Source organism: Enterobacter sp. Taxon_2, from assembly GCF_058355295.1.
Genome location: NZ_CM178024.1, coordinates 563,419 through 587,696 on the forward strand (window position 1 = coordinate 563,419; position 24,278 = coordinate 587,696).

Below are 24,278 nucleotides of genomic sequence, written 5' to 3' on the forward strand. Positions count from 1 at the left end.
GGTTAACGTCATTATGCGGGCTTTGCTCACCGGGAGGCACCCGGCACCACAGTTCTTTTTTTTGCAGTATTTCATATAATGATTGTGAATAATAACTGCGAATAGTTTTTTTCAGATGAATGTTTGATTTTTTATGAAAAATAAGCCGTGTCTCTCAAAATAAATTTTTATCAGATTTTATTATCTATTCCTGGAGCAATCCTCGGAGGAAGAATGGACACAACTGAAGAACTAAATGGAACGTATTTTTATGCTGGCAGAACAAATCTTACCGCTGGCGGCCTTTTCTTTATGATTTACTGCGAATCAATTGCCGATCATTTTGGTATTGACGACGTCGCTGGAATTGCTGCGTTATACAGCGGAGCCAATAATCAGAAGACCAGAAAGAAACCCGCGGGAGCGAAGGAAGGAACGTCCCGAGCCTCGAAAGCCATGAGGCGCTATTTCAAACAAGCTAAGTTCCCGTATGGCATCAGGCTCCCGACATGGATTGGCGGCTATACGCCATGGACTGTACGCTGTAGGATGGTTTCACAAATCAGTACGTTTATCGGAAGAACGATTCCATTAGTTGGTATGGTGATATTAGTCGCTGATGTATCACTAATCACCTATGCTGCAATACGTGATTATAATCGAATCGCACGGGGCAGCGACAAACTATGGTAGAGGATATTGAGCAGCGCATCTACGCCTTAGCCAGACGCTATAACGGCGTTTATCTGATGAATAACGAAGCGAAGCAAAAATTACTGAATGCTAAAACTGATTTGGATACTGACATGCAGCTTGATGTCACTGAAGCAGAAGATTTAATGGAAGAGTTTTTTAAAGAATTTGATGTTGATAGAGGGAATTTTAACATAAACACCTACTACCCTGATGAGCCTTTTTCATGGAATCCATTCAAAAAATTCCCGGTGGTGATGGTTCCAGATTTCACTATTGGAATGCTTATCGAATCCGCAAAAACGGGCAAATGGTTATACGACTAAAACGCAAGGAGCAATAGAATGGCCGTACCTGTACATCTCTTTTTAACCAATGACGGCGGCACAATGATTTGTGGTTCTTGTGACGTTGCACAAAGGGAAGGAAGTATTGAACTAAGAGGATTACAACATAACCTCAGCCTGCCAACCGACTCGGCAACGGGAAAGGTCACTGGCACTCGCCAACATTCGCCGTTTCAGTTTACCAAGGAATTGGATAGCTCTTCGCCCTATCTGTTCAAAGCGGCAGCAACGGGTCAGACCCTTAAAACGGCAGAATTCAGGTTTTACCATATTAACTATTCCGGGCAAGAGGAGGAGTATTACCGAATCACGCTCGAGAACGTTAAGGTCATTTCTGTGAGTCCAGTAATGTACGACACCCGAGGCTGTCCGGGGACGGGGCATATGGAGGAAGTGGCGTTTAATTATGAGAAGATTACCCATTTGTACAAGGACGGTAACTTGTTAGCGCACGACGCGTGGAACGAACGTCCAGCATCGGGTTCCGCTGCTTGATCTATGTTGAACTTGCCCGCCAGCGTTTCGGTTGTGCGAGCAGGGAATATCATTCTTTATTCCTTTTCGTAAATGATGGCCGAAACATCATAAAAATAACCCACGCGAACATTCCAATAATCTTCATAGGCCAGGGTTCAAACACATCCAGACACACAATTGCGCCAATAACTATTAGCGGACCTTCTATCAGTTCAGCTATCCCCCCTAAAATATGTAACTTATGAGGCAGTGCCCGATTAAATAATGTCGCAATAAGTTGTGCACTTCCTAATATGATTGTTATTGCGATTGTACGGTCCTCCCAGTTATCAAAACTAACCAAAGAAATGAGGCATGTAGCCAGTACATAACCACAGAATAATATATTTAGCATGTAAATAATAAACTTGCCCATAGCATTTGCCGAGACGGTTAAAAAATAAAGAGTCTATGAATATAGCGCTCTTAACAGAATGACAAACAACAATGGCTAATAATGTATTTAAGAGTTTTTGCGCCTCGCTTATTTCCGCAATAATCAAGTTAGCGGCTTCATGCTAATCCCCGCATTCCACCGCTAAATCGACTTTAACTAAACACCGGCACCCCCAGCCCCACCTTCACCTCCCTCAACGTTCCCTGCGTCACCCCCTGCGCCCGTTCAGTCCCGCGCTTCAGCATCGCCATCAGCTCGCCCCTGTCACGCATATACATCGCCCTCCGCTCCCGCATCGGCGCAATCAGCTCCTGCAAACACCCCTCCAGCTCGTTCTTGCACGCCCGGTCCCCAAGCCCGCCCGCCTGATAGTGCGCCTTCATCGCTGCCACTTTCTCCTTGTCCGGATGAAACGCGTCGAGGTACGTAAACACCACATTCCCCTCAATCTGCCCCGGGTCGCTCACCTTCAGGTGGTTCGGGTCGGTGTACATGGCGCTCACCGCACGGTGAATGGTCTCTTCGCTGGCCGAAAGGTGCAGCGTGTTGCCGAGCGATTTCGACATCTTGGCGCTGCCGTCGATGCCGGGCAGGCGGCTGGTGTCGCTCAGCATCGCCTTGCAGTGGCGCAGCACCGGGGCGGGCAGCAGGCTGTTCATCTTGTGCACAATCTCGTTAGTCTGCTCAATCATCGGCAGCTGGTCGTCGCCGACGGGCACGCACTCGGCCTTGAACGCGGTGATGTCCGCCGCCTGGCTGATGGGGTAGGCCATAAACCCGACCGGCAGCGAGCGGGCAAAGCCCTTCTGCGCAATCTCGTTTTTCACCGTCGGGTTACGCTCCACGCGGGCAACGGTGACGATGTTCATGTACAGCATCGTCAGCTCGGCGAGGGCGGGCAGGGCGGACTGCAGGCAGATAGTGGTCAGGTTCGGGTCGATGCCCGCGGCGAGGTAGTCGGCCAGCACTTCGGGGATGTTGTCGCGGATTTTTTGCGGGTTGCTGCCGTTGTCGGTCAGCCCCTGCAGGTCGGCAATCAGCACAAACTGGTTGTGCGTCTGCTGCAGCGCCACGCGCTGGCGCAGCGATCCGACGAAGTGGCCGAGGTGCAGCGGGCCGGTTGGGCGGTCGCCGGTGAGGATGGTTTGCGTGTTCATAAAGACTCCTTAACGTTGTAATGCCGAAAGGGGTCTTAGATGTGAGAAAGCCGCCTTTCGGCGGCTATCTGAAAATGGGGAAAACTACTCCGTGCCGCCTTTAAGAAGGCAGCCACCAGCGGTTTACGGTGAGCACGGCGTGGTTTATGTTCATGCTTTTACCGTACCACGTCCGGCGCGAAAAACAAAAGGGCACGTCATGCTGAAATCTCTCAACCATCTGACCCTCGCGGTCAGCGACCTGCAAAAAAGCGTTACCTTCTGGCACGAGCTGCTGGGGCTTGCGCTGCACGCCCGCTGGAATACCGGGGCCTATCTCACCTGCGGCGATCTATGGGTCTGCCTGTCGTACGACGAGGCGCGCCGGTACGTGCCGCCGCAGGAGAGCGACTACACCCACTACGCGTTTACCGTGGCGGAAGCGGATTTTGAACCGTTCTCGCACAGGCTGGAGCAGGCGGGCGTCACCGTCTGGAAGCAGAACAAAAGCGAGGGGGCGTCGTTCTATTTTCTCGACCCGGACGGGCACAAGCTGGAGCTGCACGTGGGCAGCCTCGCCGCGCGGCTGGCGGCGTGCCGCGAGAAGCCCTATGCGGGCATGGTGTTCACCTCAGACGAGGCTTGAGGCACGCACCTTCAGCCTGCCCGCAAGCGTCACGTGCGTGGCGGCATCTTCCTGATTGCACAGGTACTCCACCGCCAGCCGTCCCAGCTCGCTGTAGGGCAACTGGATACTGGTCAGCGGCGGGGTGAGCTGCTCGGAAATCTTCTGGTCGTCGTAGCCCGCCAGCAGCATGTCCTGCGGGATGCGCACGCCGTTCACCGCCAGCGCCTGATAGCAGCCAATCGCCAGCCAGTCGCTGGCGCAGAAGATGGCGTCCGGGCGCTCGGCCAGTTCCAGCAGGGAGGTGGTGGCGGTAAAGGACTCGCTGAACTGCCAGTTGGTCTGGCGCACCAGGTCGTCGTCGCACGCGAGTCCGGCCTGCTGTAGCGCGGCCTGGTAGCCCGCCAGACGCTGGCGGGAGGCCTCCATCCAGCTCTCGCCGGTAATGTGGGCGATGCGCGTGGCCCCGCAGGCGATGAGGTGTTTCGTCACCTGGAAGGCATTGGCGTAGTCGTCCGGGATAAACGACGGCAGCAGCGGCGAGCCGGGGTCGCGCTGGTTAAGCAGCACCAGTGGGATGCGGGTGCAGTCCTGGAACGCCGTCATGTCCACCAGCGTGGTGACCGGGGAGGCGAGGACAATCCCGATGCAGTTGCGCTTCTCCAGCTGGCGGATGATGTTCAGCGCCAGCTCGATGTCGTCGCCGTAGTCGTAGACGGTGAGCAACGTTTCATTGCGCCACGCCGCTTCCCGCGCCTGGCTGATGGCGTCGATAAACGGGTCGAAGCTCTGCATGGAGCTGACCAGCAGGGCGATCTCCTCCTGGTTGCGCGGGGCGTGAACGGCGGGGAGGCGGTCGTAGCCGAGCTCGGTAGCAACGCCAATCACCCGCTGGCGGGTGTCGTCGCTGAGCTTGATGTTGCGGGACTGGTTAAGCACCAGCGATACCGTCGCCTGCGACACGCCCGCCGCCCGCGCAATATCGTTCATCGTCACTTTCGTTTTTCGCTTCATCCGTCCTCTCCCTTTCGCGAATTCGCATCATACCCTAACCGCACGCTTACGCGCCGTCGATCACGTTTCTCATTCATCGAAGCGCGAACTTTGTGAGGGGCATCGCTTTTCTTCGTGCGGGAAATTGCGCATTTATCCTGCAACTAATATTTATTAGCTAAATATTATCAGTAAGAGGACGCGTAATGAAAGAGCAGTGGAGCAGGGAGCAGGCACAGGCGTGGTATCAGCAAAAAGGCTGGCTGTGCGGGTTTAACTACCTGCCGTCGACGGCGGTGAACTGGACCGATATCTGGCAGGCAGAGACCTTTGATGCCGCTACCATCGAGCGCGAGCTGGGCTGGGCGGCGGAGGCGGGCTACAACACCCTGCGCATCAACCTGCCGTTTATCGTCTGGGAGCACGACCGCGACGGGCTGATGGCGCGCATCGACCAGTTTTTGACGATTGCCGACGGCCGCGGCTTCAGCACCATGCTGACCCTTATGGACGACTGCGGCTTCTCTGGCGACGAGCCGTACCTCGGCCCGCAAAAGCCGCCGGTACCGGGCAAGCACAATAGCCAGGCGGCGGCGAGCCCGGGGCGCGGCAAGGTGTGCGATCCGGACTGCTGGGCAGACATTGAGCGCTATATCCGCGACGTTGTCCGCCAGTTCCGCGAGGATAAGCGCGTGCTGCTGTGGGATCTCTACAACGAGCCGGGCAACCGCGGCATTTTCGCGACCGGCACGCAGGAGGTGCAGTACGACGCGAAGCTGGAGACCTGCGCCCACGCGCTGATGAAGCTCGCGTTCCGGTGGGTGCGTGAGGAGGACCCGACCCAGCCGCTCACCGTCTGCGCGTGGCGCCTGCCGCCGGAAGAGGAGGGCGAGACGTTCTTCCAGCATCCGCTGGACCAGACCGCGCTGGCGCTCTCGGACGTAGTGAGCTTCCACGCCTACACCCACACCGGGAGCATGACGGCGATTATCCAGCAGCTGCAACAGCTTGGTCGCCCGCTGTTCTGCACCGAATGGCTGGCGCGCCACGTGGGCAGCACCATCGAAGAGCAGCTTCCGCTGATGTACGCGGCGAAGGTCGCGCCATACCAGTGGGGGCTGGTGCGTGGCAAAACCCAGACGTGGCTGCCGTGGCCGGTGGTGATGAAGGAGTCCACGGACTACTGCCGTCTCTGGTTCCACGACGTGTTTGAGGAGAACGGCATTCCGTTCTCGCGCCGTGAAATCGCCCTGATGCAGCAGCTGCGCAAGATCGCCCCGAAAGTTCAGGGCTAATAATATCGACCCGGCGGACCACCGCCGGGCAACCAGGCAGGCATATAACAATGGCAACGACAATGAAAATACCGTCTCGCGAGTTGTGGTCTTATTTTGGTTATGGTTTAGGTCAGTGTTTTAGCTTTGGTTTAGTGGGTTCGTTTATTAACTATTTTTACACCGACGTGCTGGGGATCTCGGCACTGGCGGCGAGCACCATCTTCCTGATTGCCCGCGCGTGGGACGCGGTTCACGATCCGCTGTTTGCCAGCATCATGGACACCATTAACAGCCGGTTCGGCAAGTTTCGCCACTTTTTGCTGATCGCCCCGCTGCTGATCACCGGCGTCACGCTGCTGTCGTTCTATAAAATCGAAGCGGACATGACCACCAAAATCCTCTACGCCGGGGTGACGTATATCCTGTGGGGGACGCTGTACGCCATCTCCGATATCCCGTTCTGGTCGATGTCGTCGGTGATGACCAACGACTCCGGGCAGCGCACCCGCGCGGTGACGGCGGCGATGCTCGGGGTGAACGCCGGGATTGCCTGCGCCAACATCTTCTTCCCGAAGCTGGCGGCCTACTTCGCCCAGTACAGCAACGATAAAGGCTACTTTATGGCGGCGCTGGTGATGATGCTGGTGGGCCTGCCGCTGATGCTCAACGGCTTTATGCAGATCAAAGAGCGCGTGCCGCCGAGCCCGGAAAAGGTGACCATCCGCGACACCTTCCACAACCTGCGCCAGAACAAGCCGCTGTTTATCGTCCTGCTGTCGTTCTTTTTCTGCGTGTTCCACAACGTGGCGGGCGGTCTCTATATCTACTTCTTTATCAACAATCTGGGCGATGGCAGCCTGCAGATGGCGATTGGCGTGATGGGGATTGTCGCGGCGGTGCTGTGCCTGGTCGCCCCGATGCTGACGCGCCGGATGCAGAAGCGGAAGCTGTTTATGATCCTCTGCGGGCTGGACGTGGCGGTGCGCGTGGTGATGTGGTTTGTTGGCTATCAGCAGGTGACGGTGCTGTTTATTCTGCTCGGACTGAGCACGCTGTTCGTAATGATGACCAACATCCTCACCTCGTCGATGATTGCCGACACCATCGAGTACGCGGAGTACCACACTCACAAGCGCTGCGCGGCGATCACCTTCTCCGGACAGACCTTCACCGGCAAGATGTCGGTAGCGGTGGGCGGCGGGCTTATCGGCGTGTTTCTGACGATGATCGGCTACGTGCCGCAGGCGCAAATTCAGAGTGAGAGCGTGCTGTCGGGGCTGTTCTTCGGGATTTGCCTGCTGCCGGCGATAGGCTCGCTGATCCGCATGGGCTTTATGTCGCGCTTTACCTTTACCGAGGAGAAGCACGCGGAGATTTGTCGGCTGCTGGCGGAGCGCAACGCGTCTGCGAAAGCGCCGGGTGGTGGCTGCGCCTTACCCGGCCTACAGGACCAGCCCTTGTAGGCCTGATAAGCGAAGCGCCATCAGGCTTCGCTTTTTAAGACTTACAGCGACTTCACAAACGCCAGCAGATCTTCGTTGAGCTGGTCCTGGTGGGTCAGCGCGAAGCCGTGCGGCGCGTTGTCGTACACCTTCAGCGTGGCGTTTTTGATCATCTCTGCCGCCAGCTTGCCGGTGCTTTCAAACGGCACGATCTGGTCGTTGCTGCCGTGGATCACCAGCGTCGGCACGTCGATTTTCGCCATATCCGGGCGGAAGTCGGTTTCGCCGAAGGCGGTCACGCAGTCGATGGTACCCTTCAGGGAGGCCAGCAGGGCGATGTTCAGCGTCTGCGTCAGGGCACCGGCGGAAACGGTCTGTCCGGCGTTGGTGCCGTAGAACGGGGTGGCGAAGTCGCTGATGAACTGGGCGCGATCTTTACGTAGTCCGTCGCGAATGCCGTCGAACACGCTCTGATCCACACCCTGCGGGAAGGTGTCGGATTTACCAAAGATTGGCGTGACCGCGCCCAGCAGCGCCAGACCGGCCACGCGCGCGCTGCCGTAGTTGTTGATGTAGCGGGTCACGTCGCCGCCGCCCATGGAGAAGCCCACCAGCGTCACGTCGCGCAGGTCCAGGGTGGTGATCAGGTCGTTAATGTCGGACGCAAAGGTGTCGTAGTCGTAGCCGTTCCACGGCTGATCCGAGCGGCCAAACCCGCGACGGTCAAAGGCGATAGCGCGGAAGCCGCGCTCGGCCAGATAGTTCAGCTGGCTGTCCCACATGTCGCCGTCCAGCGGCCAGCCGTGGCTGAAGAGAACCGGTTTGCCCGCGCCGCCTTCTTTGTAGTAAATCTGCGTGCCGTCTTTTGCCTTAAACGTTGCCATAGTGTGTTCCTGTGCAGGTGATGGTTAGGGTTATACCGGCGCGACCAGATAACGAATTGCCGGTGATGTTGTGCCCTGATGAAAAGCCAGAACGCGGCTCTGCAGCAGGAGGTCATTCATGGTGTGGCGCTCCTGCTGGCGCAGATGCTCAATCCACGAGCCCATCAGGAAGGTCTCGATAAACAGGCCGGGGCGCTCAATATCTTCGTATACCGCCCAGCTCATCGCTCCGGCGCGGCGTCGCACCCGACGCAGCTCGTGTACCGCCTCCAGGAAGGCTTTTGCGTTGTGCGGGTCGATGAGGTACTCGTGCGAGACCAGCACCGGGCCGCGCTCGTTCGGCAGGTCGATCTCCACCCCGTCCAGCGGCTGACCGCTCAGGTCGAGGTTTAATTCCGGGTCTTTCTCCAGCTTCCAGCGGAATACGGTGGCGCTTGCCAGCACCATCCCCAGCGTGGCGACAACCAGCGCGGTCGGGGTGCCGAACCGGGAGGCAATCTGCCCCCAGATGGCGCTGCCCGTGGTCATCGAGCCGAAGAATACCGTCAGGTAGACCGCCAGCGCGCGGGCCTTCACCCAGCGGGCGGCGCTGCGCTGGGCGCCGAGGTTCAGCGTCGAGAGCACCGCAATCCACGCGAAGCCGGTGAAGAACTCAAACAGGTTGAGCAGCCAGACGTGGCGCACAAACGCCAGCGCCAGCATGGTGAGGGCAAAGACCAGGCTCGCGGCCACCATCAGCCGGTCGGCGTTCAGCCGCTGGCGCAGGCGCGGCAGCAGGATGGCCCCGGCAATGGCGCCCAGGCCAATGCATGCCAGCATCACGCCGTAGCCTGCCGGGCCCAGGCCCAGCTCGCGGCGCGCCACCAGCGGCAGCAGTGCCCAGCCCGCGCTGCCAAAGACAAAGAACGCCACGGTACGCACCAGCACGTTGCGCAGCACCGGGGCGGCGTGCACGTAGCGGATGCCGGTGCGCACCGCAGAGAAGAAGTGCTCCGGCGGCAGACGCTGAATGGACGGGGCCGGACGCCAGCGCCACAGTACCCACGCCACGCCCACCACGGACAGTGCGTTCAGGGCAAACACCATCCACGGCCCGGCGAGCGACAGCAGGAAACCACCCAGCGCGGGGCCAATCGCCCGGCTGATGTTCACCCCCAGCGAGTTCAGCGCCACGGCGGCGCCCAGCTCCGGCTTGCTCACCAGATCGGGCACCACGGCCTGGAACGGCGGCGAGCTCATCGCCGCCCCCACGCTCAGCAGAAACGTCGCCACCAGCAGCACGGTGGGGGTGACGTGTCCGGTGAAGGAGAGCGCCGTCAGCCCGGCGGCGGCGATGAACACCCACAGCTGGGAGAAGAGCAGGTATTTACGCCGGTCAACGATGTCCGCCATCACCCCGGACGGCAGGGCGAAGAGGAACATCGGCAGGCTGCTGGCCGCCTGCACCAGCGCGATATCCAGCGGGTCGGCGCTCAGGGTCAGCATGCTCCAGTTGATGCCGACGTCGCTCATCCATGAGCCGACGTTAGAGACCACCGTGGCGATCCACAGCATGCGGAACACCGGCTGGCTCAGCGGCTGCCAGGGTGAAACCGTCGGTGCGGGCGTCGTCTCGACGTGTGCGTCGCGAACGTCGTTAACCTGGGTCATGCGAACCTCTCCGTTGCCTTACGCTGCAGCCGCCACTGGCCCGGCCCGGTGAGGGCGAGAGTGGTGAAGATAATCAGCAGCAGCCAGCCAAACTGCCCTTCGGCAATCGACCAGTTCGGGTGGACCGCCAGCATCGCCACCAGCAGCACGGCGATAATCGGCAGGCACGCCAGTCGGGTGTAGACGCCCGCAATGATAAACAGCGGGCAAACCACCTCGGCGACAATCGCCGGGATCAGGCTGGCGTAAGGCCCGAAGCCGAACGGATCTTCAATGCGCGTCAGCTCTTCGCTGAAGTGCAGCACCTTCGGCAGGCCGTGCACGTACAGCAGCAGCAGGCTGCCGGTCAGGCGCAGGAAGAACAGCCCCAGGTCGATCCGGGGCGGCATAGTGGTGTTTTTCATCAGAATGCAAAGCAGCTGCAGCCCAGCGCCCCCCAGAAAGCGTTATCGTCGGACACCGGCATCGCTGACGTGCGGGCGAAATCGTGCTGGTGGCTGTGAACCCCGCACGGGCCGCTGCAGTGGTGGATAGGGCTCAAGCCGACGCGTGCGGCCTGCGGCGGCGCGCTGCGGTAGTGGCCCGGCACCTTGACCACCGGGGACCACTCGGGCAGGACCGGGATGGCCGGCGGCGCGAGCGGGCCAAAGCTGCCCGCGGCGTAGACGATATCGCCGTTGACCACCGTGAGAACGGACTCGATGCCCTTGATCTCCTCTTCCGGCACGCGGAAGTAGTCTTTGCTGAGCACCGCCAGGTCGGCGAGCTGGCCGACCTTGATCTGCCCCTTCTGGTTCTGCTCGCTGGAGAACCACGCGCTGCCCTGGGTCCAGAGCATCAGGGCGGTATCGCGATCCAGTCGGGCGCTGTGGTCGTACATCTGCATCCCGCCGACGGTGCGGCCGGAGACCAGCCAGTAGAGCGCGGTCCACGGGTTGTAGCTCGCCACGCGGGTGGCGTCCGTTCCCAGGCCCACCGGTACGCCGGTCTCGAGCATTTTCGCCACCGGCGGCGTGTGGCGGGTGGCTTCGATGCCGTAACGCTCGGCAAAGTACTCGCCCTGGAAGGCCATGCGGTGCTGGACGGCAATGCCGCCGCCGAGCGCTTTAATGCGGTCGATGTTGGCCTGTGACACGGTTTCCGCATGGTCGAAGAACCAGTGCAGGCCGTTGAACGGAATGTCGCGGTTCACCTTCTCGAAGACGTCCAGCATGCGGCTGATGGATTCGTTGTAGGTGGCGTGCAGGCGGAACGGCCAGCGGTGCTCCACCAGATGGCGCACCACGCGCTCCAGCTCGTCCTCCATGCCCGGCGCGAGATCCGGGCGCGGCTCGAGGAAATCTTCAAAATCGGCGGCGGAGAAGACCAGCATCTCGCCCGCGCCGTTGTGGCGGAAGAAGTCGCTGCCCTGGCCCGGCGTGAGCATGTCGGTCCATTTTTCAAAGTCTTCCAGCTCGTGGCCCGGGCGCTGGGTAAAGAGGTTGTAGGCGATGCGGATGGTCATCTGCTTTTTCTCGTGCAGCTCGGCAATCACCTCGTAATCTTCCGGGTAGTTCTGGAAGCCACCGCCCGCGTCGATGGCGCTGGTCAGCCCCAGACGGTTGAGCTCGCGCATGAACTGGCGGGTGGAGTTGACCTGCTGCTCCAGCGGCAGCTTCGGCCCTTTGGCCAGCGTGGCATAGAGGATCATGGCGTTCGGACGGGCAATCAGCATCCCGGTCGGGTTGCCGTTGGCGTCGCGCTGGATCTCGCCGCCCGGCGGGTTTGGCGTGTCCTTGGTGTAGCCGACCACCTTCAGCGCGGCGCGGTTGAGCAGGGCGCGGTCGTACAGGTGCAGGATGAATACCGGGGTGTCCGGCGCGGCGTCGTTAATTTCGTCGAGGGTCGGCATGCGGCGCTCGGCAAACTGGAACTCGGTCCAGCCGCCCACCACGCGCACCCACTGGGGCGACGGGGTGCGCAGGGCCTGCTCTTTCAGCATCCGTAGGGCGTCGGCCAGCGACGGCACGCCTTCCCAGCGGAGTTCGAGGTTGTAGTTCAGCCCGCCGCGGATCAGGTGCAGGTGCGAGTCGTTCAGGCCGGGGATGGCGGTGTGGCCTTTCAAATCCACTACTTTGGTGCCGTCGCCGTGGTGTTGCATCACCTCGGCGACGGTACCCACTTCCAGAAATTTTCCGTCGCGCACGGCAACGGCTTCCGCGACAGGATTCTCGCGATCGACGGTGTGAAACTGGCCGTTAACCAGAATGAGATCGGCTTTACCTGGGGTAACCATAAACTGCTCCTGACTGAGAGGGGAATGGTCAGGATTATGGGAACCGGTTTCGGCAAAGATCCAGTTATACAATAGGATAGGTATACCAAAGTATAACTATACCTAAGGTTAACTATACGAAGAGATAATTACGCGCGGAGAGGGAAAGCCGCAGGATGAGGATGACTTTATCGTCGCGGCGCTCGCGGCGATTTCTACCCTTAACCACTGGAAAATGCTATGACCTCTTCAAAGCTCGAAGTGTTAACCCCTGCGAACTGTCAGATCATCTTTATCGATCACCAGCCACAGATGGCGTTTGGCGTGCAGTCGATTGACCGCCAGGTGCTGAAAAACAACACCGTGGCGCTGGCGAAAGCGGCTAAGGTGTTCAACATCCCGACCATCATCACCACCGTAGAGACCGAAAGCTTCTCCGGCAATACCTATCCTGAGCTGCTGGACGTGTTCCCGGGTCAGGACATTCTGGAGCGTACCTCCATGAACTCCTGGGACGACCAGAAGGTGCGCGATGCGCTGAAGGCCAACGGCAAGAAGAAGGTCGTGGTTGCCGGTCTGTGGACCGAAGTGTGCAACAACAGCTTTGCCCTGTGCGCGATGCTGGAAGGCGACTACGAGATTTATATGGTGGCGGACGCGTCCGGCGGCACCTCCAAAGAAGCCCACGACTACGCGATGCAGCGCATGATCCAGGCGGGCGTGATCCCGGTGACCTGGCAGCAGGTGATGCTGGAGTGGCAGCGCGACTGGGCGCGTAAAGAGACCTACACCGCGGTGATGGACATTGTGCGCGAGCATTCCGGCGCGTACGGCATGGGCGTGGATTACGCCTACACCATGGTGCATAAAGCGCCGTCTCGCCAGAAGAGCGAGCACCGCACCTTAGCGCCGGTCCCGGCTCGCTAAGTCCCGTCGGCGGGCTGGTCCCTCATCCGGCTCGCCGCTGCCTCTTTCTCTGGAGTTCACGATGAGTACTGAGCTGATATCCCTTGCGGCAGGCGTGTTGATTGGCCTGATGTATGCCGTGCTGAAGGTGCGCTCCCCCGCGCCGCCCGCGCTGGCGCTGATTGGCCTGCTGGGGATGCTGGCGGGTGAACAGGCGACGCGGCATCTGTTATCTCGCGACGGCGCGCCTCCTCCTCAGGTGACCGTTCCGCAGGCGGCATCGCAGACGGGAGCGTCATCATGAAAGCATGGATAATTTCGCTGGTGTGCGGCGTGGTTGCTGGGGTAATTTACGCTCTGCTCGACGTCCATTCCCCGGCACCGCCGGTTGTCGCCCTGCTTGGCCTGTTTGGCATGCTGGTGGGTGAACAGCTCATCCCGGTGGGACGGCGTTTACTGAGTCGCGAACCGCTTACCCTCGCCTGGTTTCGTCACGAATGCGTACCGAAAATCAGCGGCACGGCGCCCCCTGCGCCCGCGAAGGACCCTCGCGACGTTAAATGACTGGTTAGAGGAATAACAGCATGACGCTGCCGTGGCGCATTGCCATCATTGATGACGAACGTTCCGTCCGCAGCGGGTTGAGTAATCTCCTGGAGTCGGAAGGCTATTCAACCGACACGTTTGATTCGGCAGAGGTATTTCTGAGCCATCCGCTTGCCCTGTCCGGCGCGGCGCTGGTGATCACCGATATCAAGCTCCGGGGCATGAGCGGCCTTGAGCTGTTTGACAAGCTGCGGCTGCTGGCCGTACCGCCTCCGCCCGTGCTCTTTATCTCCGGTCATGCTGATGAAAATATGCAGCGGTACGCTCTTAATCTGGGCGCCGCTGCTTTTTTGCGTAAGCCGATTAACATCGATATTCTGCTGGATCATATTCAGCGGGAGCTGGCCCGCCGACAATAAGGATCGCGGATGAACGAACACGAGCAGCCTGCATTCTGGCCCGCCCAGGGGAATCTTCACCAGGGGCGGGTTTTTGTCCTTAAAGAGGATGTGATTTTTACCGTGCTGGCGCAGGAGGGCGGAATCGCCTGGATGCATGCGCGACATCCTCATTCCGGCGGCTCGTTCATTATCGCCACCGCGGTCAGCGACGAAGAGGAAGAGCGGGCCACCCGGCTGCTGAAAAACGAGTTTGCGCTGCGTGACGCGCTGCAGGACAGCTGGGCCATTCGCGCCGTCGCGTCCACCCAGTACCGGGGACGCTTCGCGCTGGTGTACGCCCCGTTTTCGTTTGAGCTGCTGGCGCGGCGCGCGGGCAGGGCGATCTCGGGGATCGCGCGCTTTATCGAGCTGGCGATCCAGATCTGCGTTCCTCTGCGCCAGATGCATCTGCAAAACCTGATCCACGGCGATATTAAGCCCGGCAATATTTTTGTTCAGCACGATGCCACCTGCCGTCTGGGCAGCTTTGGCCTTTCATGCAGCCTCTCCGGCGCCTTCGCGCAGACCCGGCTTGCCGTTTCAGGCGGCACGCCGGCGTATATGTCCCCGGAGCACACCTCCCGCACCCAGCGCCCCGTCGATGGCCGCAGCGATCTCTACAGCCTCGGCGTGGTGCTGTATGAACTCCTGACCGGACGCCTGCCGTTTGAACTGGGGGAGGACGATCGGACCAACTGGGCGCACTACCATATTGCCTCGGCGCCGCTGGCCCCGGATGCGATACGCCCGGACGTGCCGGGAATGCTGTCGACCATCATCCTCAAGCTGCTTGAGAAGCACCCGGATAACCGCTACCAGACGGTTGACGGGCTGATTGCCGACCTCCGCCGCTGCCAGGCGACGTTGACCGGTGAGGGCGAGATCGTTGCCTTTACCCCCGGCCAGCAGGACCGCACCCCGGCTATTCTTCTGGCGGACTCGCTGTTCGCGACGCATCCGCAGGCGAATGACGTCATTGCCGCGTTTGAGCGGGTGGGGCAGAACCGCGTGCCGGAGCTGGTGACCATCGGCGGGCCGTCGGGGATCGGCAAATCCTCCATCATTGCGACGGCGTTAAAAACGCTCCAGCAGCGTACGGTGCTGCTGGCGGTGGGCAAAGTGGATCAGTTTTCACCGTCATTGCCCTACGGCGTATTAAGCTCCGCGTTCCGCCCCCTGACGCTCCACCTGCTGGGCCTGCCGGCGGACGAGGTGGCGAAGTGGAAAATCCGTCTTTCTCGCGCCCTGGAAGGACACGAGGCGCTGGCCGTGAGCCTCGTGCCCGAGCTGGGCCTGCTGCTTGAGCGCAAGCCGCGCTTCCCGGCGGATACGTTTTCCATTGATGCCCGGGCGCGCTTCAGCCATATGGTGCTGGCGCTGGTGAAAACCTTTGCCTCGCAGGGCTGCCCGCTGGTGCTGGTGCTCGACGATCTCCAGTGGAGCGACGCCGCCAGCCTGCATACGCTCAACTACCTGCTGGTGAACTGTGGCGCGATCCCGCTGCTGGTGGTGGTCGCCCACCGCGATATCGGTTCGCTGTCCGAACCCACGCTGCAACAGCAGCTGGCGAGCCTGCCGGAGGCGGCACAGCAGGCGAGCGAAATTGTCCCGCAGGCGCTGTCGGTCAAAGCCGTCTCCCGCTGGCTGGGGACGGTATTTCGCACCCGCAGCACGGCGACGACCGACCTCGCCACGCTGATCCATGAAAAGACCGGGGGCAACCCGCTCTTTGTACACGAATTTTTCCGCCGCATCGTCGATGACGGGCTGGTGGTGCACAACAAATATCAGGACAAGTGGCACTACGATCTGCAGGCCATCCGCGCCCGGCATTACACCGAAAACGTCGTCACCCTGGTGCTGGAGAAGCTGGAAGAGTTGCCCGACGAGACGCGTCGCCTGCTGGGTAGCCTTGCCTGCCTCGGCGGCACGGGCGAAATGGAGATGATCTGTCGCGTTGTCGGTATATCGATGGCGGAAATGCGCTACGCGCTGCATCCGGCGGTCATGGCGCAGCTGATCGTGCTGACGGAAAAAGCGTACTCCTTCACCCACGACCGGGTGCAGGAGGCTGCCTTTGCGCTGCTGGATCGGCATGAGAAAAGCCATCTTCATCTGACGACCGCCAGCCTGCTGGCCAACGCCGCGCGGCAGGCGGCGGGGAACGAGCTGCTGTTCCGCGCCGTACATCACGTCACGGCCGCGCTGGACAGCATCCAGCCCGCCCCGCAGCGCCAGATGTTCCGCGAGCTGAGCCTGCTGGCCGCGCGACGCGCGAAGCGTTCGGGGGATTACCTTTCGGCGCTGAGCTATATCCAGACTGCCCGAGCGCTGGGCAACGCCGGGACGGTGTCTGACTTTATGCTCGATCTCGAAGAGGCGGGCTGCGAGTTTGCGCTGGGGCACCTGGAGCGCACCCGCGAGCTGTGTGACGCCATTCTCGGCTGCCCCGGCGGGCTGACCGAAAAGGCGCTGGCGGCCAATCTGCTGGTGGAAGTGTACATTCGCCAGTCGGATAGCCGTCTGGCGCTGGAGGCGGCGCTCTGCTGGCTGGGGGTATTTGGTATTCAGATCGGCCGCTATCCGGAAGATGCAGACTGCGACGAGGCCTGGGAACACTTCTGTAATCGCGCGGGCGACGCGCCGCAAACCCTGTTTGCCCCGCTCTCGCGGATGGATAACCCGGAAACCGAAGCGGTGATGAACCTGCTCTACAGCGCCAGCATTTGCGCCAGCTTCATCTGTCCGCGCCTGCACTTTTTGCTGCTTTGCCGCATGATGCACCTGACCCTCGACCACGGTATTACCGGCGCCTCCACCACGGCGATGGCCTGGTTTGGCGTGCTGATGGGCCACCGCTACGCCGAGTATCGCCTCGGCTTCCAGTACGGCACCCTGGCCCGCGAGTTGGTGAATCGCCACGGCTACGACGCGTTCGAAGCCAAAACCCTGCTGCCGCTCGACCAGCTCAGCGTCTGGACCCAGCCTTTATCGTTTACCATCGAGTGCGCGAAAGCCTGCTTTACCTCGGCGGTGACCCACGGGGATATGACGATGGCCTGCTTTGCGGCCTGCCACCAGGTCATTAATTTCCTCTCCCGGGGCGATCACCTGGACGGGGTGCTGACCAGCATCGATCGCGGTCTGGCGTTTGTGCGTAAAACCCACTTCCAGGACGTGGAGACCATCTTGATGGTTCAGCGCGGCTACGTAGAGTTCCTGCGCACGCCGGTCATTGGCACCTGGACCGCATCGCAGGTGCTGCCGGAGGCGCTGCTTCCCGCGTCGCCGGAGCAGGCGCCGGAGCAGACCTCCACCATGCTGTTCTGGTACTGGCTCTACCGCGGCATGGCGCACTTTACCTGCGGCGAGTATGCCGACGCGCAGGCGGATCTGGAGATGGCGGGGTGGTACGCGTGGTCTGCGCCTGGGCACATCCATCTGCTGGATTACCATCTTTACAGCGCCCTGGCTCTTTCCCGTCAGCTGACGCCGGAGACCTTCTCAGCGAACCACCGCCGCAGCATTCACGCCCACTACGACAAAATCGCCCTCTGGGCGCGTATTAATCCCGGCACGTTCGCGGATAAAGAGGCGCTGATCTACGCCGAAATCGTGCGTCTGGACGGGATGAACAGCATCGCGCTTGAGCAGTATGAGAAGGCGGTTCGGCTCTCCCGCGAGGGCGGATTTAATCCGATTAATGCCCTGGCCCACGAGCTGGCGGGCCGCTTTGCGCTGGCCTGCGGCTACCCAACCGCCTCGGACGCACACTTCCGTGGCGCAATTGCCGCCTGGGGCCGGGCGGGCGCGCAGGCCAAGGTGCGCCAGCTGGAGCAGGATTTCCCGCATCTGCTGGCCTCCGGGCAGGCGAGCGCCTATGACACGGTGGCGTTCGCCCAGAACGAGACGATCCGCGATCTGCAGAGCGTCATCAAAGCCTCCCGCGCGCTGTCGGAAGAGATCAACCTCGAGCGCTTAATCGAAAACCTGATGACGATCCTCCTCGAACGCGCCGGGGCGCAGCGCGGCCTGCTGCTTCGCGTGAGCGATAGCCTGATCCCGGAGATCGAGGCCAGCGCCTGGACCAGCACCGAAGGCGTGCGGGTGCGGATCCTGAAAGACGTGCCGACGGCGACCGACATGCCCCTGTCGGTGCTGGCGGCGGTGATCCGCACCGGGCAGGAGATCCGCACCGGTAAGCCGGAGGAGTTTCACCCCTTCAGTCAGGATCCCTATCTGGTGACCTCGGGGGCGGCCGTCATGTGCGTCCCGATGTTCAAACAGGCGCGGCTGGTGGGCGTGCTCTACCTGGAAAACCGCCTGATGCCGGAAGTCTTCACCGCCGAGCATTCTCGCGTGGTGAGCCTGCTGGGGGCGCAGGCCGCGGTGTCCCTGGAGACGGCGCGGCTGTACGCCGAGCTGCTGGGGGAGAACATCCAGCGCCGTCGGGTGGAAAAAGAGCTGCGCGCCAGCCAGACCTCGCTGATGCTGGGCGAGCAGATCAGCCACACCGGCAGCTGGCGCTGGGAGCTGGAGCAGGATCTGATGTTTGTCTCGGAGGAGTACGCCCGCATCCTCGGCCTGCCCGAGCAGCAAAAGATGATCTCCATGGCGGAGTTTTTGACCTTCGTTCATGAAGACGACTACGCCCGCATCAGCGCCATCGTCACGCAGAGCGTGCGCGAAGGACTCTCCATGCGCGCGGAGTTTCGGGTCAAGCGTACCGATGGTTCAACGCGCTATATCCTCGGGATTGGCGATCCGGTGGGCGTGGGCAGCGAGGTGAACGAGTATTACGGCATCATCACCGATATCACAAGCCAGCGCGCCGCGGAGGATGCCATGCGGGTGGCGCAGGCGGATCTGGCGAGGGTGTCCCGCGCCACCACCGTCGGGCAGCTGACCTCCTCCATCGCCCACGAGATCAACCAGCCGCTGATGTCGATCGTCTCTAACGCCGGAGCGAGCCTGCGCTGGCTCAGCCGCGAGCCGGCCCGGCTGGATAAAGTGCGGGAAGGGCTGGAAGAGATCGCCGCGGAAGGCGCGCGGGCGGGGGAGATCATTCGCAGCATCCAGTCCCTGACGCGCAAGCAGGATCCCACCTTCTCGCGCATCGATCTGCACTATCTGATCCACCATATCATCGCGCTCTCCCGCAGCGAGCTGGAGCAGCGACACATTAGCGTTGATTACCTGTTGAAGGCGCAGGACAGCTTTATCACCGGCGATAGCGTGCAGATCCAGCAGGTGCTGCTTAACCTGGTGATGAACGCCGTTGAGGCGATGGCCGAGGTGAAGGATCGCGCCTGCACCATCACCCTCAGCACCAGCAACGCGGACGGGAAAGCGATCGTTGAGATCGCCGATACCGGGAGCGGCATTGAGCCCGAGCGGCTGGAGCAGATCTTTGACTCGTTCTACTCCACCAAAGCGCAGGGGATGGGGATGGGGCTGACTATCAGCGCCAGCATCATTGAGCGCCACTGCGGGAAGCTGAGCGCGCGCCGCCGGGAGCCGTACGGCACGGTGTTTGCCTTTGCGCTGCCGCTGGCGGTACAGGAAGGGTAAATGTTACTCCGCAGGCTGGCTTTTGGTCAGGCGCTCAACGGCCCTGACCAGCTCTGCCACGGAGCGCACCTGCATTTTCTCCATTACGCGGCGGCGGTGCACTTTCACCGTGATCTCGCTGACGCCCAGCTCGGCGGCAATTTGCTTGTTCAGCATGCCGCTTATCGCCAGCGTGAGCACCTCGTGTTCGCGCGGCGTGAGGGAGAGATGGCGCTGCTTCAGGGCGTAGTGCTCTTTATTGCGCTCGGCGTTGTTTTCCGCCAGCTGCAGCGCGGACTCAATGGCGTCGATGAGCGCGGTGGATTCGACGGGTTTGGTAAGAAATTCGTACGCGCCGCCTTTAATGGCGCGCACCGACATCGGGATGGTGCCGTGGCCGGTGAGAAAAATAATCGGGATCTCGCGCCCGCTGTCCTTGAGGGCATCTGCCACATCAAAACCGGAGATGGTGGGCATCTGCATATCGAGGACCACGCACGAAGGGAGCTCTTCAAAGCGGTGCTGAAGAAACGCTTCTGCCGATGAAAAGCCGATGGCGTTTAAGTCTGCGGATTCCAGCAGCCCGATCACGGACTGTCTGACTGCGTCATCGTCATCAACCACATACACAATGTGTTCCATTCACCGCCCCGGTGCTGTTTTACATGTCGAGGATGCAAACAGCCCCAGGAGTGACGTAAGGGACTGTTTATGCTGACTTTCATCTTAACACATTAAATATGATTATCATTTAACAATATGATAATCATATGAAGTATAGCGATCCGGGCGGGGGCGGTGAAGGAACGAAACGCGTGCAACATGGGCAATGTGCATGAGCTCCCTCGTGATTTGTCGGTGAGGACTTTGATCGGTAAAACAGGCTACACTCTGGTTTTGAGCGCTAAATGCTGAGGACATAACAATGCACTACACACTGAAAGAAAGCGACAAGGAAAAGGCGGAAGGGTCAAACGGCGCGGGCGCTTTGCAGCAAAAACTGCTGGAGTCTCGTTCGATTGTGATCTCCGGTGAGATCAACCAGGAGCTGGCGCAGAAAGTGATCACCCAGATGATCCTGCTGCAAAGCGTCAGCAACGATCCGATCAAGCTGTACATCAACAGCCAGGGCGGCCACGTGGAAGCGGGCGACACCATCCACGACTTCATCAAATTCATTCGCCCGGAAGTGCACGTGATCGGCACCGGCTGGGTCGCGAGTGCCGGGATCACCATCTTCCTGGCCGCGAAAAAAGAGCACCGCTACTCGCTGCCAAATACCCGCTTTATGATCCACCAGCCGCTGGGCGGCGTGCGCGGTCAGGCGACGGATATTGAGATCGAAGCGCGCGAGATCATCCGCATGCTGGATCGCGTGAACAAGCTGATCGCCGACGCTACCGGCCAGCCGCTGGAAAAAGTGAAAAAAGACACCGACCGCAACTTCTGGATGTCGCCGGCGGAAGCGCTGGACTACGGTATCGTGGGTAAACTGATTACCCACTATGACGAGCTGAAGCTGGATTAAGTTTTCGCGGCGTGTTTGTGTCGGGTGGCGGCTTCGCCTTACCCGACCTACACGTGCGGGTTTGACCCATGACAAGTTCCCCCTCTGCCTTCTTGCCTATAATCGCGCCTGTTTCCCCTCTTACTGGTGCTACCCATGGCGTATCAACTGAACCTGAACTGGCCGGAATTCCTTGAGAAATACTGGCAAAAACAACCCGTCGTGCTGAAAAATGCCTTCCCGAACTTTGTCGACCCGATTACCCCGGACGAGCTGGCGGGGCTGGCGATGGAGCCGGAGGTCGATAGCCGTCTGGTGAGCCATTTCAACGGCAAATGGCAGGCTAGCAATGGCCCGTTCGAGCACTTTGACGATCTGGGCGAAACCGGCTGGTCGCTGCTGGCGCAGGCGGTGAACCACTGGCATATGCCCGCGGCGGAACTGGTGCGTCCGTTCCGCGTCCTGCCGGACTGGCGTCTGGACGATCTGATGATCTCCTTCTCCGTGCCGGGCGGCGGCGTGGGTCCGCATATCGATCAGTACGACGTGTTTATCATTCAGGGGATGGGCAGCCGCCGCTGGCGCGTGGGTGACAAGCTGCCGATGCGTCAGTTCTGCCCGCATCCGGCGCTGCTGCATGTGGATCCGTTCGAGCCGATCATCGACGAAGACCTGGCCCCGGGCGATATCCTCTACATTCCGCCTGGATTCCCGCACGACGGTTTTACCCATGAAACGGCGCTCAACTACTCCGTCGGCTTCCGCGGGCCGAACGGTCGCGATCTGATCAGCAGCTTCGCCGATTACGCGCTGGAAAACGATCTGGGCGGTGAGCACTACAGCGATCCGGATCTGACCTGTCGTGAACATCCTGGCCGCGTGGAGCAGTACGAGCTCGATCGCATTCGTCAGATGATGATCGACATGATTAGCAAACCCGATGATTTCACAAAATGGTTCGGCAGCTTTGTCTCCACGCCGCGCCACGAGCTGGATATCGCCGCCGCCGAGCCGCCGTACGCGCCGGAAGAGGTGCTGGATGCGCTGCAGGGCGGCGAAACGCTGTCTCGCCTGAGCGGCCTGCGCGTGCTGAACATCAACGGCAGCTTCTTCATCAACAGCGAACAGCTGGAGACGGTTGACGCGAAGGCGGCGGATGCGCTGTGCCGCTTCACCGAACTCGGTCAGGCCGAGCTGGGCGATGCGCTGAACAACCCGGCGTTTGTCGAGGAGCTCACCGGGCTGATTAACCAGGGGTACTGGTACTTCGACGAGTAGTGCGGCCTGTTGCCCGGTGGCGCTGCGCTTACCGGGCCTGGAACGGCAAGAACGTAGGCCGGGTAAGGCGAAGCCGCCACCCGGCAAAACACTACTCCTCCATCGCAATCACAATCGCTTCGCCCAGCTTCTTCAGCGCCTCGCGATTTTTGTCCGTCGGCGGCAGCGCCACGTTGATCCGCAGGCAGTTGCGGTACTTCCCGGAGGCGGAAAACAGCGACCCGGCTGCGGCCTGGATCTTCAGCCGACACAGCTGCTTGCTGACGCACACCATATCGACCTTCTCCGGCAGCTCAATCCACAGCAGGAAGCTGCCCTGCGGGCGCGTGACGCAAATCTCTGCCGGAAAATACTGCCGCACCCAGCAGGTGTAGGTTTCCATATTCTGCTGATAAATCTGGCGCATACGGCGCACGTGGCGATGGTAATGCCCGTCGCGAATAAACGCCGCCACCGCCATCTGCGTGCCTGGCACGTTAAACCCGCCGGCGGCGTATTTCATGTGCATCACCCGGTCGTAGTAGCGTCCCGGCACAATCCAGCCGACGCGCAGGCCCGGCGCCACGGTTTTGGTAAACGAGCTGCAGAGGATCACGCGGCCGTCGATATCCATTGAATGAATGGTGCGCGGGCGCGGGTACTCCGCCGCCAGCTCGCCGTAAATATCATCCTCGACAATCACGATATCGTGCCGCTGGGCGAGGGCCAGCACCTGCTTTTTCCGCGCCTCCGGCATGATAAACCCGAGCGGGTTATTGCAGTTGGGCACCAGGATCACCGCCTTGATTGGCCACTGCTCCATTGCCAGCTCTAACGCTTCGATGCTGATACCGGTCTCGGGATCGGTAGGAATTTCAATCGCCTTGATGTCAAACCCGCGCAGCATCTGCATGGTGCCGTGAAACGACGGCGATTCCACCGCCACGATATCCCCCGGTTTACACACCGAGAGCAGGGCGATAGACAGCGCGCCGTGGCAGCCGTTGGTAATGACAATGTCGCTTGCCGAGACGGTGGAGCCGCCGTCGAGCATCAGGCGGGCGATCTGCTCACGCAGCTCCAGGCGCCCGTCGAGCACGTCATAGCTCAGCATCTCGCCGGGATTATGCTGCGCGATGCGGCTCATCTCGCGCCACAGGGGCTTCAGGCTCGGCTGGTTAATGTCCGGCGAACCGCCGCCGAAGGAGATCATCTCTTTGTCGGCGCGGGCGTCCAGCAGCATCATCACCTCATCCCACTGGGTAACGTCCACAGGGCGCTGCACCGGGCGCGTCATCGCCGGGACGGGCGGCTGGGCTTTGCGCGGTGAGACAAAATAGCCGGAGCGCGGCTGGGGTGTGATCAGCTGGAGGTTTTCGAGGATCTGGTAGGCCTGCTGTATGGTGCTGATGCTCACGCCGTGCTCCTGGCTCAGCGTGCGCACCGACGGCAGACGTTCGCCGCTGCGATACAGCCCTTGCTCAATGCGTTCAGCCAGAAGATTGGCCAGATGTTGGTAGCGTGTCATGCTGTATCCTTTGTTTTCACCATACAGATTATAAAACCAGTACAGATTGCTGCGAAAATTGCCATGCAGATACTGTTTTAGCGGATCTGTATGTTAAACAAAAGGTGTTTTTGCATCTGTATTGCACGGGTGTATTTCCGGGATGATAACCCCACTGACACAGTGAGGAGAGCATCATGGAATTCTACGAGAATCGTTCAAAACGTCCGTTTATTGTGTTCGTCTGGATCGGGAAAACGATCTGCAACTGGTATCGCATCAACCGCACCCGCCGCATCCTGAGCCAGATGAGCGACGAGCAGCTCAAGGACGTTGGGTTATCGCGATATGATGTGTGATCCACGTCGTCGC

The 24,278-nt window shown here is 60.4% G+C and carries 22 protein-coding genes; 14 read left to right on the top strand and 8 right to left on the bottom strand.

Translation table 11 applies throughout. The features are described from left to right. The first annotated feature begins 213 nt into the window (after window positions 1-213). Genes AC4IC4_RS02575 through AC4IC4_RS02585 form a run of 3 tightly spaced genes read left to right on the top strand, consistent with a single transcriptional unit; the run spans window position 214 to window position 1,514 of the window. Window positions 214-672 carry an STM2901 family protein gene (locus AC4IC4_RS02575; RefSeq protein WP_025912045.1) on the top strand — a complete coding sequence of 153 codons (459 nt, stop codon included), beginning with the start codon at window positions 214-216 and terminating at the stop codon, window positions 670-672. Continuing rightward, a complete protein-coding gene (locus AC4IC4_RS02580; protein WP_491472097.1) occupies window positions 666-998 on the top strand; it encodes a DUF1493 family protein in 333 nt (110 codons plus the stop codon). Before AC4IC4_RS02575 ends, AC4IC4_RS02580 begins: the two co-directional genes overlap by 7 nt. Window positions 999-1,016: 18 nt before the next feature. Further along, complete coding sequence (locus AC4IC4_RS02585) at window positions 1,017-1,514, top strand: Hcp family type VI secretion system effector (protein WP_491472098.1); 498 nt, start codon at window positions 1,017-1,019, stop codon at window positions 1,512-1,514. A gap of 570 nt (window positions 1,515-2,084) precedes the next feature. On the opposite strand, the gene trpS is transcribed toward AC4IC4_RS02585, so the two are convergent. Beyond that, on the bottom strand, window positions 2,085-3,089 hold the full coding sequence (gene trpS / locus AC4IC4_RS02590) for a tryptophan--tRNA ligase (protein WP_491472099.1): 1,005 nt from the start codon (window positions 3,087-3,089) through the stop codon (window positions 2,085-2,087). Window positions 3,090-3,288: 199 nt separating this feature from the next. Between trpS and fosA the strand changes: the two genes are divergently transcribed. Then, window positions 3,289-3,714, top strand: coding sequence for a FosA/FosA2 family fosfomycin resistance glutathione transferase (fosA, locus tag AC4IC4_RS02595; protein ID WP_491472100.1), 426 nt, complete (start codon window positions 3,289-3,291; stop codon window positions 3,712-3,714). Here fosA and AC4IC4_RS02600 read toward each other — a convergent pair. Beyond that, the gene (locus tag AC4IC4_RS02600; protein ID WP_491472101.1) at window positions 3,700-4,707 is read right to left on the bottom strand and encodes a LacI family DNA-binding transcriptional regulator; all 1,008 of its coding nucleotides are present in this window, start codon (window positions 4,705-4,707) and stop codon (window positions 3,700-3,702) included. The two genes, fosA and AC4IC4_RS02600, sit on opposite strands and share 15 nt — an antisense overlap. 185 nt (window positions 4,708-4,892) lie before the next feature. On the opposite strand from AC4IC4_RS02600, the gene AC4IC4_RS02605 reads away from it, so the two are divergent. Further along, complete coding sequence (locus AC4IC4_RS02605) at window positions 4,893-5,981, top strand: cellulase family glycosylhydrolase (RefSeq protein WP_491472102.1); 1,089 nt, start codon at window positions 4,893-4,895, stop codon at window positions 5,979-5,981. Window positions 5,982-6,031: 50 nt separating this feature from the next. Next, window positions 6,032-7,426 (top strand): MFS transporter, encoded by a 1,395-nt coding sequence (locus tag AC4IC4_RS02610; protein WP_491472103.1) that lies wholly within the window; start codon window positions 6,032-6,034, stop codon window positions 7,424-7,426. 41 nt (window positions 7,427-7,467) lie between these two features. Here AC4IC4_RS02610 and AC4IC4_RS02615 read toward each other — a convergent pair whose 3' ends face one another. The 4 genes from AC4IC4_RS02615 to AC4IC4_RS02630 are packed head-to-tail and all read right to left on the bottom strand — an operon-like array spanning window position 7,468 to window position 12,214. Then, entirely contained in the window at window positions 7,468-8,289 is an 822-nt protein-coding gene (locus AC4IC4_RS02615) for an alpha/beta fold hydrolase (RefSeq protein ID WP_368982285.1), read from the bottom strand. A gap of 30 nt (window positions 8,290-8,319) precedes the next feature. Continuing rightward, entirely contained in the window at window positions 8,320-9,939 is a 1,620-nt protein-coding gene (locus AC4IC4_RS02620; RefSeq protein ID WP_491472104.1) for an MFS transporter, read from the bottom strand. Beyond that, the gene (locus tag AC4IC4_RS02625; protein WP_248165906.1) at window positions 9,936-10,343 is read right to left on the bottom strand and encodes a DoxX family protein; all 408 of its coding nucleotides are present in this window, start codon (window positions 10,341-10,343) and stop codon (window positions 9,936-9,938) included. Before AC4IC4_RS02625 ends, AC4IC4_RS02620 begins: the two co-directional genes overlap by 4 nt. After that, window positions 10,343-12,214, bottom strand: a complete 1,872-nt coding sequence (locus AC4IC4_RS02630; protein ID WP_048990672.1) for an amidohydrolase — start codon at window positions 12,212-12,214, stop codon at window positions 10,343-10,345. The genes AC4IC4_RS02625 and AC4IC4_RS02630 overlap by 1 nt, the downstream gene beginning before the upstream one ends. A 219-nt stretch (window positions 12,215-12,433) precedes the next feature. Here AC4IC4_RS02630 and AC4IC4_RS02635 point away from each other — a divergent pair, with 219 nt between their 5' ends. The 5 genes from AC4IC4_RS02635 (at window position 12,434) to AC4IC4_RS02655 (ending at window position 19,656) form a co-directional block, all read left to right on the top strand. Next, window positions 12,434-13,120, top strand: coding sequence for a hydrolase (locus tag AC4IC4_RS02635; protein WP_008501349.1), 687 nt, complete (start codon window positions 12,434-12,436; stop codon window positions 13,118-13,120). A 61-nt stretch (window positions 13,121-13,181) separates the two neighbouring features. Further along, the gene (locus AC4IC4_RS02640; RefSeq protein WP_491472105.1) at window positions 13,182-13,403 is read left to right on the top strand and encodes a DUF1427 family protein; all 222 of its coding nucleotides are present in this window, start codon (window positions 13,182-13,184) and stop codon (window positions 13,401-13,403) included. Continuing rightward, the gene (locus AC4IC4_RS02645) at window positions 13,400-13,663 is read left to right on the top strand and encodes a XapX domain-containing protein (protein WP_024909507.1); all 264 of its coding nucleotides are present in this window, start codon (window positions 13,400-13,402) and stop codon (window positions 13,661-13,663) included. The genes AC4IC4_RS02640 and AC4IC4_RS02645 overlap by 4 nt, the downstream gene beginning before the upstream one ends. 20 nt (window positions 13,664-13,683) lie before the next feature. Beyond that, window positions 13,684-14,064 carry a response regulator transcription factor gene (locus AC4IC4_RS02650; RefSeq protein WP_041911343.1) on the top strand — a complete coding sequence of 127 codons (381 nt, stop codon included), beginning with the start codon at window positions 13,684-13,686 and terminating at the stop codon, window positions 14,062-14,064. 9 nt (window positions 14,065-14,073) lie between these two features. Next, window positions 14,074-19,656, top strand: a complete 5,583-nt coding sequence (locus AC4IC4_RS02655) for a trifunctional serine/threonine-protein kinase/ATP-binding protein/sensor histidine kinase (protein WP_491472106.1) — start codon at window positions 14,074-14,076, stop codon at window positions 19,654-19,656. Window positions 19,657-19,659: 3 nt separating this feature from the next. On the opposite strand, the gene AC4IC4_RS02660 is transcribed toward AC4IC4_RS02655, so the two are convergent. Continuing rightward, window positions 19,660-20,277, bottom strand: coding sequence for a response regulator transcription factor (locus tag AC4IC4_RS02660; protein WP_032649964.1), 618 nt, complete (start codon window positions 20,275-20,277; stop codon window positions 19,660-19,662). A gap of 283 nt (window positions 20,278-20,560) precedes the next feature. Here AC4IC4_RS02660 and AC4IC4_RS02665 point away from each other — a divergent pair, with 283 nt between their 5' ends. Together AC4IC4_RS02665 and AC4IC4_RS02670 are read left to right on the top strand one after the other, a co-directional pair. Next, window positions 20,561-21,163 (top strand): ATP-dependent Clp protease proteolytic subunit, encoded by a 603-nt coding sequence (locus tag AC4IC4_RS02665; protein WP_024909504.1) that lies wholly within the window; start codon window positions 20,561-20,563, stop codon window positions 21,161-21,163. A gap of 135 nt (window positions 21,164-21,298) precedes the next feature. Continuing rightward, window positions 21,299-22,420 (top strand): ribosomal protein uL16 3-hydroxylase, encoded by a 1,122-nt coding sequence (locus AC4IC4_RS02670; RefSeq protein ID WP_491472107.1) that lies wholly within the window; start codon window positions 21,299-21,301, stop codon window positions 22,418-22,420. 91 nt (window positions 22,421-22,511) lie between these two features. Here AC4IC4_RS02670 and AC4IC4_RS02675 read toward each other — a convergent pair whose 3' ends face one another. Beyond that, entirely contained in the window at window positions 22,512-23,927 is a 1,416-nt protein-coding gene (locus AC4IC4_RS02675; RefSeq protein WP_216358078.1) for an aminotransferase-like domain-containing protein, read from the bottom strand. 176 nt (window positions 23,928-24,103) lie between these two features. On the opposite strand from AC4IC4_RS02675, the gene AC4IC4_RS02680 reads away from it, so the two are divergent. Next, entirely contained in the window at window positions 24,104-24,265 is a 162-nt protein-coding gene (locus tag AC4IC4_RS02680) for a DUF1127 domain-containing protein (RefSeq protein ID WP_013095422.1), read from the top strand. Window positions 24,266-24,278: the final 13 nt, after the last annotated feature.

Excerpts from the sequence above, each read along its gene's own strand:
- AC4IC4_RS02630 (WP_048990672.1), bottom strand. The coding sequence starts at position 12,214 with ATGGTTACCCCAGGTAAAGCCGATCTCATTCTGGTTAACGGCCAGTTT.
- AC4IC4_RS02580 (WP_491472097.1), top strand. The coding sequence starts at position 666 with ATGGTAGAGGATATTGAGCAGCGCATCTACGCCTTAGCCAGACGCTAT.
- AC4IC4_RS02670 (WP_491472107.1), top strand. The coding sequence starts at position 21,299 with ATGGCGTATCAACTGAACCTGAACTGGCCGGAATTCCTTGAGAAATAC.
- trpS (WP_491472099.1), bottom strand. The coding sequence starts at position 3,089 with ATGAACACGCAAACCATCCTCACCGGCGACCGCCCAACCGGCCCGCTG.
- AC4IC4_RS02640 (WP_491472105.1), top strand. The coding sequence starts at position 13,182 with ATGAGTACTGAGCTGATATCCCTTGCGGCAGGCGTGTTGATTGGCCTG.
- AC4IC4_RS02675 (WP_216358078.1), bottom strand. The coding sequence starts at position 23,927 with ATGACACGCTACCAACATCTGGCCAATCTTCTGGCTGAACGCATTGAG.
- AC4IC4_RS02620 (WP_491472104.1), bottom strand. The coding sequence starts at position 9,939 with ATGACCCAGGTTAACGACGTTCGCGACGCACACGTCGAGACGACGCCC.
- AC4IC4_RS02680 (WP_013095422.1), top strand. The coding sequence starts at position 24,104 with ATGGAATTCTACGAGAATCGTTCAAAACGTCCGTTTATTGTGTTCGTC.
- AC4IC4_RS02655 (WP_491472106.1), top strand. The coding sequence starts at position 14,074 with ATGAACGAACACGAGCAGCCTGCATTCTGGCCCGCCCAGGGGAATCTT.
- AC4IC4_RS02600 (WP_491472101.1), bottom strand. The coding sequence starts at position 4,707 with ATGAAGCGAAAAACGAAAGTGACGATGAACGATATTGCGCGGGCGGCG.
- fosA (WP_491472100.1), top strand. The coding sequence starts at position 3,289 with ATGCTGAAATCTCTCAACCATCTGACCCTCGCGGTCAGCGACCTGCAA.
- AC4IC4_RS02660 (WP_032649964.1), bottom strand. The coding sequence starts at position 20,277 with ATGGAACACATTGTGTATGTGGTTGATGACGATGACGCAGTCAGACAG.
- AC4IC4_RS02645 (WP_024909507.1), top strand. The coding sequence starts at position 13,400 with ATGAAAGCATGGATAATTTCGCTGGTGTGCGGCGTGGTTGCTGGGGTA.
- AC4IC4_RS02585 (WP_491472098.1), top strand. The coding sequence starts at position 1,017 with ATGGCCGTACCTGTACATCTCTTTTTAACCAATGACGGCGGCACAATG.
- AC4IC4_RS02610 (WP_491472103.1), top strand. The coding sequence starts at position 6,032 with ATGGCAACGACAATGAAAATACCGTCTCGCGAGTTGTGGTCTTATTTT.
- AC4IC4_RS02605 (WP_491472102.1), top strand. The coding sequence starts at position 4,893 with ATGAAAGAGCAGTGGAGCAGGGAGCAGGCACAGGCGTGGTATCAGCAA.
- AC4IC4_RS02575 (WP_025912045.1), top strand. The coding sequence starts at position 214 with ATGGACACAACTGAAGAACTAAATGGAACGTATTTTTATGCTGGCAGA.
- AC4IC4_RS02625 (WP_248165906.1), bottom strand. The coding sequence starts at position 10,343 with ATGAAAAACACCACTATGCCGCCCCGGATCGACCTGGGGCTGTTCTTC.
- AC4IC4_RS02635 (WP_008501349.1), top strand. The coding sequence starts at position 12,434 with ATGACCTCTTCAAAGCTCGAAGTGTTAACCCCTGCGAACTGTCAGATC.
- AC4IC4_RS02615 (WP_368982285.1), bottom strand. The coding sequence starts at position 8,289 with ATGGCAACGTTTAAGGCAAAAGACGGCACGCAGATTTACTACAAAGAA.
- AC4IC4_RS02650 (WP_041911343.1), top strand. The coding sequence starts at position 13,684 with ATGACGCTGCCGTGGCGCATTGCCATCATTGATGACGAACGTTCCGTC.
- AC4IC4_RS02665 (WP_024909504.1), top strand. The coding sequence starts at position 20,561 with ATGCACTACACACTGAAAGAAAGCGACAAGGAAAAGGCGGAAGGGTCA.